We start from the raw sequence: 10,171 nt of genomic DNA on the forward strand, positions 1-10,171 counted from the left end.
TCGTTGTCCTTGCGGTAGAAAGCGATCGGCGCTGGGTCGGGTCGTTACGTCAGCGTTCTTCGTCGAGTACGACGCGCCCCAATCGGTCGTAGCGCTGCGGGGACTTGGCCCGGAGCACCAGGGCGACCACGATTCCTGCGATGGCGGTGCCGCCGACAACCCAGGGAATCGACGCGAAGACGATGTCGTCCTTGGCCGTACCGGCCGCGAACGAGGCGTTCTTGATCAGCAGGTAGATGACGTACAGCATGCCGATGCCGCCGAGCCCGGGAGCCACCAAGGTGCGGAACCAGTGCGCAGTCTCCGGATGTTGCTTGCGCACATGGAAGTACGAGACGACCGAGAACGCCGCCATCGCCTGCACGATGAGAATGGCGGAGGTACCCAGCAGCGCGGCAAGGCCGTAGAGCCCGCTGTAGGGATCGCGACCGGACACCGCGAACCACAGCACGATCACCAGGGTGATGGCCGTCTGCACGAAGCCCGCGATGTGCGGGGATCCGTGGCTGTGGTGGGTACGGCCAATGGTTTTCGCGGTTCTGGGCAGGATGTCTTCGCGGCCGAGCGCGTAGATGTAGCGGGCAGCGCAGTTGTGGAAGGCCATGCCGCACGCGTACGAGCCGGTGGTGAGCAGGATCTGGAACATGGTCACGGCCCAGCCGCCGAGGTGCTCGCGCACCGGAGTGAAGAATATTTCCCCGGCGGTGTTCGTATCCTGCGCCAGCGCAATGGATTTGCTGGGTCGGGTGCCCACGATCGCCAGCCACGACACCACGATGTAGAACGCTCCGATGCCGAGCACCGACGACATGATCGCGACGGGGATGATCTTCTTGGGATTCTTGGACTCTTCGCCGTACATGGCACTGGACTCGAATCCGACCCAGGACCAGAAGGCGAAGAACAGGCCGATTCCGGCGGAGCCGACAACGGCCATGGTGCCCGCGCCGTTGACGTTCGGGACGACGGCGTCGAGCCCCTTCAGCCCGTTGAGCGGGTTCAGTGATGACAGCGACCAGCCTTCCGGGCCACCGCCGCTGACGACGACGGAGCCGGCCATCAGCGTCAACATCACGATCTCGGTGATCAGCAGTCCGCCAAGCACTTTCGCGGCCAAGTTGACATCGAAGTAGGTGAGCACCGCATTGGCGACGATCATCACAACGGCGAACAGCAGCCACGGCAGGTGCACGTTGAACAGTGATGCGAACAGATCCCGCGAGAAGAACGAGAAGATGCCGACCAGGGACGCCTCGAAAACCACGTACGCCAGGACCGTCAGGAAGCCGGCCGACAGACCGAGCACCCGCCCGAGTCCGTGCGAGATGTAGCCGTAGAACGCCCCCGTCGCGGTGATGTGCTTCGACATCGCCGCATATCCGACCGCGAAGAGGCCGAGCACGATCGTCGCAATCAGGTACCCGGCGGGGGCTGCCGCACCGTTACCGGACCCGACGGCGATCGGGACGTTACCGACCATCGCGGTGATCGGGGCGGCGGTGGCCACCGCCATGAACAGCACGCCGATCAAGCCGACGGCGTTGGGTTTGAGGCGCTGCACGCCGGGGTCGCTGTCGGGCGGCGCCGATGCCAGCGGGGCAGTTCGTGGGTGGTCGTCGATTTCACTCATGGGTGCTAACCGATCCGATCTGATGGGAGATGAGTCCGGGCCACGCTGGCCGGTTTTGGGTTTATTTGGTCTGCTCCGTCGAGCGGCACTTCAGCTATCCGATGGACCAATGAACCCCCACGCCATCGGCACACGGCTATTGGTACCAGACCACTCCAGCGCGGTCAATACCCGTGCTACCTGCACACTTCCTGTGGGCAGGGTTGAAAGGGCGCCATATTTCCGGCCCGTAAAACCGTCGTTACCAATTTTCAGTTTTGGTTCACTTTCGACCCGAAGTGCGGTAGAACTGACCAGACCAAATAGTGACCGTGCCCACACCGCCAGTTCAGGAGAGCCACAATGAGCGACATGGCCGCCACCGACTACGAACGCTTCGCGCATGCCGCGCTCCCGCACTATGGACTCGATTCGGCGACTGTGACGCTGCTGAGCTACTCGGAGAACGGCACGTTCCTGGTGGAATCGGAGACCGGGCGCCAGGTCCTGCGCGTGCACCGGCCGGGCTACCACTCGCTGGCCGCCATCGAATCCGAACTCGACTGGATGGAAAGCCTCCGCCGCGACTCCGCCATCACGACGCCGCAGGTGATACCCGCTCCCGACGGCCGGCGCGTCGTGGAGGCCCGCATCGGCGATGAGACCTACCTCGTCGACCTGTTCACTTTCGTGGAAGGCACCATCGCCGAGGATGACGCCTCCGACATCAGCTTCAGCGAACTGGGCGCCATCACCGCGACGCTGCACGAGCACGTCCAGAACTGGCAGCGACCCGAGGCCTTCACGCGGTTCCGGTGGGACCTCGACACCATGCTCGGCACGGCCGGGCGCTGGGGTGACTGGCGGGACGCGCCGGCCCTCTCGGCCGCGGACGCCGCCGTCATCGAAGAGGCCGAACGCAAGGTCATCGAACGCCTCACCGACTACGGCATGGGCCCCGAGCGCTTCGGGCTCGTCCACGCCGACCTGCGGATGTCGAACCTGATGGTGCACAACGGCAAGATCACCGTCATCGACTTCGACGACTGCGGCTGGTCGTGGTACCTCGCCGACCTCGGTGCCGTGGTGTCGTTCGTCGAGGACACCCCCGACGCCGCCCGCATCATCGACGAATGGCTCGCGGGCTACCGCAGCGTCCGCGGCATCCCCGCCGCCGACCTCGCCGAAATCCCGACGTTCGTCATGCTGCGTCGCCTGATGCTCACGGCCTGGATCGGCAGCCATCCCGAATCGGGCCCGGCACAGACGCTCGGACCCCGATACGCCTCGGGCACTGCACAATTGGCACAGGCCTACCTCACCGACCCGTCGTGGTTCCGCGTCGATGTTTTCGCGGCCGCGCCCACCCTCGCCCACTGACAGGACACACACATCATGTTCGATCTCGCCAACAAGAACGTCATCGTCACCGGCGCCACCAAGGGCATCGGCTACGGCATCGCCGCGGTGTTCGCCACCGCGGGCGCCAACGTCGCCGTCGCGGCGCGCTCACTGCATGACCTCGACACCGCCGTCGCCGGCCTCGACGGGCTGGGTTCCGGCAAGATCATCGGCGTCGCGGTCGACGTGGCCGATCCCGGGTCGTGTCAGGCCATGGCCCAAGCCGCGGTCGACGCCTTCGGCGGCATCGACGTGCTGTGCGCCAACGCCGGCATCTTCCCCGAGGCACCGCTGGCCACCATGACGCCCGACGATCTCGCCACCGTGCTCGACGTCAACGTCAAGGGCACCGTCTACAGCGTGCAGGCCTGTCTCGACGCGCTGACCCGCAGCGGCGCCGGCCGCGTCATCCTGACCTCGTCGATCACCGGTCCAGTGACGGGTTTCCCCGGCTGGTCGCACTACGGCGCGTCGAAGGCCGCGCAGCTCGGCTTCATGCGCACCGCCGCAATCGAACTCGCACCCAAGCGCATCACCGTCAACGCCATCCTGCCCGGCAACATCCTCACCGAGGGACTGCAGGAGATGGGCGAGGACTACATCGCCGGCATGGCCCGCTCCATCCCCGCCGGAACGCTGGGCACGCCGGAAGACATCGGCCACCTCGCCGCGTTCCTGGCAAGCGACGAGGCGCGCTACCTCACCGGCCAGTCCATCGTCGTCGACGGCGGGCAAATCCTGCCGGAATCGCTGGACGCCGTCGCCGGCTGACAGTAGGTCGGTACGGTGAACGGCATGGACGAGTCCGAGGGTGGCCCGGTAGCCGAGGATGTGCGGCGCCGCATCGTCGCGATGCTCGACGCCGGCACTCTGCGACCGGGTGACCGTCTGGGCTCCGAACGCGAGATGGCCGAGCAGTTCTCCGTCTCCCGCGCGACGCTGCGCAGCGCCCTCGTACCGCTGAGCCGCGCCGGGATCCTGGAGCGGCGCAGTGGCCGCGCGGGCGGCACGTTCATCAAGACGGTGCTCGTGGAACGCAACGTCGCCGAACTTTCGGGCCTGCCGAACCGGCTGAAGCAGGGCGGTCATTCCACGACCCGCAGCCGGGTGTTGTCGACGGCCCTGCGCGGCGCCACGGCCATCGAGGCGCAACGCCTGGGCATCGAACCCGATACCGAACTCGTTGTCGTGCAACGCCTGCGCTACGCCGACGGTTTCCCGCTGTCGGTCGACTGCGCGCACTTCCCCGCCGACCTCGTGCCGGACCTGCTGGAGCAACCGCTCGGCGGGTCGCTCTACGACATCCTGGCCGTCCGCTACGACCTGCGGCCGGTGACGTCGGTCGAGAGCATCGAGGTCGTCAGCGCCAACCCGCGCGAAGCGTCCTGGCTCGAAATCCCCACGCGCACTCCCCTGCTGGCGATGACGCGCGTCGCCTCCGATGCCGGCGGCCGGCCGTTCGAGTACTCCGAAGACCTGTTCCGCGCGGACCGGGTGCGGCTCGTCGCCAAGACCTCCGCGCTCGCCGAGCGCGAGACCCTCGGCACCGACGGCCGCGTCGAGCTCACCGTCACAGCGTAGCTTTCCCACCGAGCGCGCCGAGAATGCCCAGGGATTCCCACTAGCTCCAGCTCATTTGGGCTGCGGCACAAGTGAAAACAAGTCGTCCGCACCGCGGCCCAGCAGCGTGGTGTTGACCCTCCATACTTCCCGCACAGTCACGTCTGGGGAGCTTGTGCCTGGCATGGCCCACGCGGTTTCACATGTCGCCATATCCATGCCATAGGCGACCGGTGACGGCTCGCCCGTCAGGATGGCGATCGCGCCATCAGAGCCGATGTAGCTGGTGGACAGGCCTTCAGCATCACAGGCCTTTCCCTTGGCGCCTGTTCGCAGGTCGAATTGCTGCCAACTTCGAAGCCGCTTGTCGGAGGCGACGTACAGGGTCGTACCGATGAGCCGTGCGTAGAGCCGTAACGTGGGCTTGGGGATTTCGAGCAGTTGCCGCCCACTCATCGTGACGACTCGAAGCTGCGACTCGTCCTCCACGATCGGCACGTCGGGCGAGGTATTCACAAGGCCCCCGGCCATCTGCGCCGATAACCGGCCGTATTCATCAAGCAGCGCAACGCGTTCCGTGCCGTCTTGATCGTGATAGCTGAACCCGAACCCACCGGCGTAGACGATGGCACTTCCGACTGATGCGTCACGCCCCGCTGAAGGCTTCACCGAGACGCCGTCGGCAACCGAGAAAACGATGTCCGGCGCCTTGAAAACACCTTGCGATGCAAACTTCATCGGCTGAAGGTCCGAATTGGGTCCCGCAGAATCCCCGAGCAGACCATCGCCCGGGACAAACCATGTGAGCTCGGCATGCGGGCCAACCCCATGAACACCACTGTCCGGCACCGCGGCAACCACGTAGTCACCTACCTGGCTCAAGCGTGGTTCGGGACCTGATCCGTACGCTCGCAATTCAGTCGGGCCGTCGAACATCACGGCCCCAGTCTCGGTGTTGACGACCCACGCCCGCCGCGGCTGTCCCGAAGCGTCCCATACGCACAACAACATCGCCGGCCCATTCACGAAACAGCGAGTACTGGCCGCGCGTGCGTTGGGGCCTAGCCGAACCGGAGCGAACAGCCGGTGACCATCCGCCACGTTGACCCCGACAACTCGCCACCCATCGCCCGAGGCACCTAGAAAGAATCCACGGTCCCCCACATTGCCGGCCGGATGGATCATCGAATCTGCCGGCAGCCCCAGCTCGGCTGCCGTCACATGCCAGCCGAACACCGGTTGCTTCCGCATCGACTGAGATAGCAACAACTGTTTGGGCAACCCCAACTGCTCTGCGGTAGCCATCGGTGGCGCAGACTGTGGCCTGCCGTCGACCGGTCGCTGGACGACGATCACGGCAGCCACCACCGCAGCAACCAAAGCCAGCGCACCACCCACCAGCCACCACTTGCGAAGCCCGCCTCGACGGATCATTCGACCTCGAAGTCCTGCGCCCGCAGCCGTTCGATCGCCCGGCCATTGGCCAGCTCACCGCGGTTCTCCGGATACAGCCAGTAATGCCGGATAGCCCAGTAGAGCGCAGCTCCATTCGCCTGGTAGGTAGGCAAGCTGTTGATGGTCTGCGCTTCACCATCTGTCATCACCATCACCGCCGGACAGCTCACGGCCTTGCCCTTAGGCGCCTGGTCAATGACATCCATCACGTCGTCCCACGCTCCACTGGCGGTCGTGGTTACGGAGTTTGAGACCTCAAACCCTTCCGGGGACAGTTTCAGATATCCCCAACCGTTCGACCTGCCTCGCAGGAGAAGGTAGGACAACCAACACACCAGTCCGGCAACAATAATGGGGTAATAGATTTGCCTGGCCCCACCGATTCCGATTGCGAGCCGCCCGCTAGGAACGTAGCAAACAAAAGAAATTCCACTAACTATTGCACTGACAATCGATAGCTCCAGGAACCGCGTCTTTTGATCTGCGAACGCCCGCAAAATCTCAGGGTCAACCAGCATTCGAGTCCTCCCCCACCCTCGCGTTCAAAGATAGCGCGCAGATAGCAGGCGAACCGTCAGCAATATCAGAATTGACCGATCTCGACCGAATGCCGCGACTTGACCGATCCGTGGCGCCCGTTGAGTAGATTGCCTGCTAGCCGGGGATTCACCCGAACAGGTCGACGGCCGCGGCGATGTGGGCCGCGGCATCGCCGATGATCGCTTCACCGTGGCCGAATCCCGCGATGCGTGCACCCGTCGCGGCGAGCGTGGTGACCGCCCGGACGGCGGCGGGCCGGTCGGTGTTGAAGACGCCCACCGCCACTTGACCATTCACCTCGGCAACGGCGTCGCCGGTCAGGACGGCATCATCGTCCGGGAGATACAGCGCGATGCTGCCCGGGGTGTGTCCCGGGACGGCGATGACGCGGGCGCCGCCACCGAGGTCGAGGACGTCGCCGTCGGTCACGGTGCGGTCGACGCGACAGGCCGGACCGTGCGGTGCGGCGTCGAAATCCGGCCGCAGCGTTCGCTCGGCGTCGGTCAGCACCGGTATCGGACCGGCGTCGTCACCCGTGATGTACGACGAATCAGGCTCTCCGGCAATGACTTCAGCGCCTGACCAGCCGGCGATCTCGGCGGCGGCTCCGCAGTGGTCCTCGTGAAAGTGCGTCAGCACAATACGTTTCACGTCGGCGGGCCGGCGCTGCAGCGCGGCGAGGGCATCGGCGATCAGCGCGGCACTGTCGGGCCAGCCGGTGTCGATGAGCGTCACGCCGTCGGCGTCGAGGCGCAGGTAGCAGTTGAGCAGATGTGCCCGCTCGCCTGGGATCCGCAGTCGGTACAACGTGGGCGTCAGCGCGAGCAGATCGGCCATGCCCCCACGCTAGCTCAGGGCGGGCGCCGGGTTCCGCTTGGCTCGCGACGGCCACCAGTTGTACTTGCCGACCAGCACGGCCAGCGCCGGCACGGTGACGGTGCGGACGATCAGGGTGTCGATCAGCAGGCCCACGCCGATGATGAAGCCGCCCTGCACCATTGAGCCGATGCTGCTGAACAGCATGGCGAACATGGGCGCGGCGAAGATCATTCCGGCCGAGGTGATCACGCTGCCGGTGCTGCGCACGGTGCGGATGACGCCCGAGCGGATGCCGTTGGGGGATTCGTCGCGGATCCGGGAGATCAGCAGCATGTTGTAGTCGGCGCCAACTGCCACCAGCACGATGAATGCCATGCCCGGGGTGCTCGCCGCCATCGGCTGGCCGCCGAGGATCTGCAGCACGATGACGCCGATGCCGAGCGATGACAGGCACGAGAGGATCACGGTGCCAACGAGATACAGCGGCGCGACGACGGCCCGCAGCAACAGCACCAGGATCAGGAAGACCACGATGACGGTCATGAGCACGATGTACCGCAGGTCCTTGTTGAAGTAGTCGCGCAGTTCCGCGTAGTACGGCGTCATGCCCGACATCGCGATCTTGGCGTCGGCCAGCGACGTATTGGCTTGTGCGCCTTGCGCGGCGGCGAGAATCGCCTTGACCTGGTCCATGGCTTTGGTGTCGTACGGGTTGAGCTTGGACTCGACGAGGTACCGCGCCGAATGTCCGTCGGGCGACATGAAAACCCGCGCCAGGTCCTTGAATTTGTCGTTGCCCAGGATTTCCGGCGAGATGTAGAAGCCCGCGGCGCCCGGCTCGGACGCGTGCAGTTTCATCGCCAGCAGGAATGCCGACGCGTGCGAGAGGCCTTCGCCGAGTTGCTTGGTCTGGTCGTCGAGGACACGCAGTCCCTCGGCGATCTTGCGGCTGCCCTCGGCCAGGGCGTTGGCGCCCTCCTGCAGGGCGGCCATGTTCTGCTTCATGCCGCCCGAACCACCGGCCGCACCACTGCCCCCGGCACCGCCAAGGGAGCGAAGGGCTTTGGCCGCCGAGTCCAGCGAAGGCTGCATCTTGTGCAGCCCGTCCGAGAGCCGCTGCAGCTGGTCACGCTGTCCTGTGCAATCCGGGTCCGCATCACAGCCGGGGTTGTCCTTGCGCTGCTGCAGCAGCGCATCGGCCATGGCGACCATGTCCTGGAAGTTCTGGGTGCCCGACCGCGGCGGGATGTTCGGCACGTCGCCGGAATTGCGTACGGCATCCATCTGCCGCTGTGCGTCCTGGAACTCCTGCGAGCTTTCCAGCTGGTCCTTGATGCTGGCCATGCTCTTGTTCAGGTTGTCGAGCACGCCCATGGTCTTGGTCAGCTGGGTACGTACGGTCGCCAGGCTGTCGGCGAGCTTGCCGGCCCCGCCGACCAGCGCCTGCCGCTGGTCGACGCTGCCATTGATCTTGTTGGTGGCCTCGGCGAGCTTGTCGCCGATCTCGCCGGCCTGGTAACTCAGCGTCGCCTGCTCCAGCGGAGCACCGGTGGGGCGGGTGACGCCGCGGACGGCGGCGATGTCGGGCAGCTGCGCGACGCGCTGCGCCATCTGTTCGAGGTCGGCGAGCCCCTTGGTCGTCCGCAGGTCGTGCGGCGACTGGACGAAAAGGTATTGCGGCGCCGTCACACTCGCCGGGAAGTGCCGTTCGATGGCGGCCATGCCGATGTTGCTCTCGGCCGTCGCGGGCAGTGCGGTGCGGGCGTCGTAGCTGGTGTGCAGCCAGCCGACGCCGGCCGCCAGCGCGATCAGCACGACGAGACTGCCGACCAGGTGGACCACGGGGCGCCGCACGATGTTGATGCCGGACCGGTGCCAGAAGCGGCTGGTCAGTTCCTTGCGGGGCCGGGCCCAGCCGCGCCGCCCGACGAGCGTGAGGATCGCCGGCAACAACGTGATCGACGACAGGAACGCCACCGCGATCGTGACCGCCAGCGCCGGACCCGTCGTCGAGAAGACCTTGAGGCTGGTGAAACTCATGCCCAGGAACGTCACCGCGACGGTGGCCGCCGACGCCGCGATGACCTTGCCGATGGCGGTCAGCGCCCGCGCCACGGCCTCGTCGGAATCGAGTCCCTGCCTGAGGTATTCGCAGCACCATGGCGACCGTGGCGGTCTCGATGACCCGCAGGTCACGCAACCCGAGCTGTTCGCGTTCGGCGACGGTGGCCGTCAGGCCCGTCATGTGATAGTTGAGCGACGAGCCGGCAGTGCCTTGATTCAAGGTGTGGTCGACGATGCCGACAACACGTTTATAGGCCTCGCTGGATTCCGGTGAGCCGAGCTCGCCCCGGATACCGACCGGGATGAACCACGCCTTGTTGTCCTTGCTGGCCAACACCTCTCGCATCGGCGGCTGCGAGATGAAGTCCTGCACCATCACCACGTCGGCGGTGTCGCGGTGCAAGCTGTCGACGAGAGTGCGGTAGACGTCCTCGTCGGCCTTGGTCAGGCCCTTCTCGTCGGTGAGGACCACCAGCGCGATGTTCTGGATCCCGGGTTCGTGGAACGCCGTCGTCATGTCCCGCGTCGCCGCCATCACCGCGGAGTTGGCGGGCAGCAGCTCCTGGTTCCGGTCGCTCGCCAGCTTCATCAGCGGCGGCACGGCCACCGACAGCGCCACGACGAGCAGCAGCCAGGCGCCGATCACCGCCCATGGCCGGCGTAGCAACAATCGCGCCAGCAGCTCGAAAGCCCCGGCGAACACACCCTTGCCCGACCGAGCCT

8 protein-coding genes and 1 pseudogene are annotated in these 10,171 nt (G+C 65.9%); 3 read left to right on the plus strand and 6 right to left on the minus strand.

Annotation, left to right across the window (positions count from 1 at the left end):
* Positions 1 to 49: 49 nt before the first annotated feature.
* Positions 50 to 1,630, minus strand: a complete 1,581-nt coding sequence (locus ACJEIK_RS26905) for an APC family permease (protein WP_409430618.1) — start codon at positions 1,628 to 1,630, stop codon at positions 50 to 52.
* A 342-nt stretch (positions 1,631 to 1,972) separates the two neighbouring features.
* Between ACJEIK_RS26905 and ACJEIK_RS26910 the strand changes: the two genes are divergently transcribed.
* Genes ACJEIK_RS26910 through ACJEIK_RS26920 form a run of 3 tightly spaced genes read left to right on the plus strand, consistent with a single transcriptional unit; the run spans position 1,973 to position 4,591 of the window.
* Complete coding sequence (locus tag ACJEIK_RS26910; protein WP_409430619.1) at positions 1,973 to 2,989, plus strand: phosphotransferase enzyme family protein; 1,017 nt, start codon at positions 1,973 to 1,975, stop codon at positions 2,987 to 2,989.
* 15 nt (positions 2,990 to 3,004) lie between these two features.
* Entirely contained in the window at positions 3,005 to 3,781 is a 777-nt protein-coding gene (gene fabG / locus ACJEIK_RS26915; RefSeq protein WP_409430620.1) for a 3-oxoacyl-ACP reductase FabG, read from the plus strand.
* 24 nt (positions 3,782 to 3,805) lie between these two features.
* Positions 3,806 to 4,591 (plus strand): GntR family transcriptional regulator, encoded by a 786-nt coding sequence (locus ACJEIK_RS26920; protein ID WP_061000265.1) that lies wholly within the window; start codon positions 3,806 to 3,808, stop codon positions 4,589 to 4,591.
* A 51-nt stretch (positions 4,592 to 4,642) separates the two neighbouring features.
* Here the strand turns inward: ACJEIK_RS26920 and ACJEIK_RS26925 are convergent, their stop codons facing one another.
* The 5 genes and pseudogenes from ACJEIK_RS26925 to ACJEIK_RS26945 form a co-directional block, all read right to left on the minus strand.
* Entirely contained in the window at positions 4,643 to 5,875 is a 1,233-nt protein-coding gene (locus tag ACJEIK_RS26925; protein ID WP_409430621.1) for a hypothetical protein, read from the minus strand.
* 125 nt (positions 5,876 to 6,000) lie between these two features.
* Positions 6,001 to 6,543 (minus strand): hypothetical protein, encoded by a 543-nt coding sequence (locus ACJEIK_RS26930; protein ID WP_409430622.1) that lies wholly within the window; start codon positions 6,541 to 6,543, stop codon positions 6,001 to 6,003.
* A gap of 148 nt (positions 6,544 to 6,691) precedes the next feature.
* Entirely contained in the window at positions 6,692 to 7,402 is a 711-nt protein-coding gene (locus ACJEIK_RS26935) for an MBL fold metallo-hydrolase (protein ID WP_409430623.1), read from the minus strand.
* Between the two features lie 9 nt (positions 7,403 to 7,411).
* A complete protein-coding gene (locus ACJEIK_RS26940; protein ID WP_409430624.1) occupies positions 7,412 to 9,499 on the minus strand; it encodes an MMPL family transporter in 2,088 nt (695 codons plus the stop codon).
* 94 nt (positions 9,500 to 9,593) lie between these two features.
* A pseudogene (locus ACJEIK_RS26945) lies at positions 9,594 to 10,037 on the minus strand (MMPL family transporter); the annotation flags it as partial.
* Positions 10,038 to 10,171 lie beyond the last annotated feature (134 nt).

This window comes from Mycobacterium sp. SMC-16 (assembly GCF_046250085.1).
In the GTDB taxonomy this organism is placed as follows: domain Bacteria; phylum Actinomycetota; class Actinomycetes; order Mycobacteriales; family Mycobacteriaceae; genus Mycobacterium; species Mycobacterium phocaicum.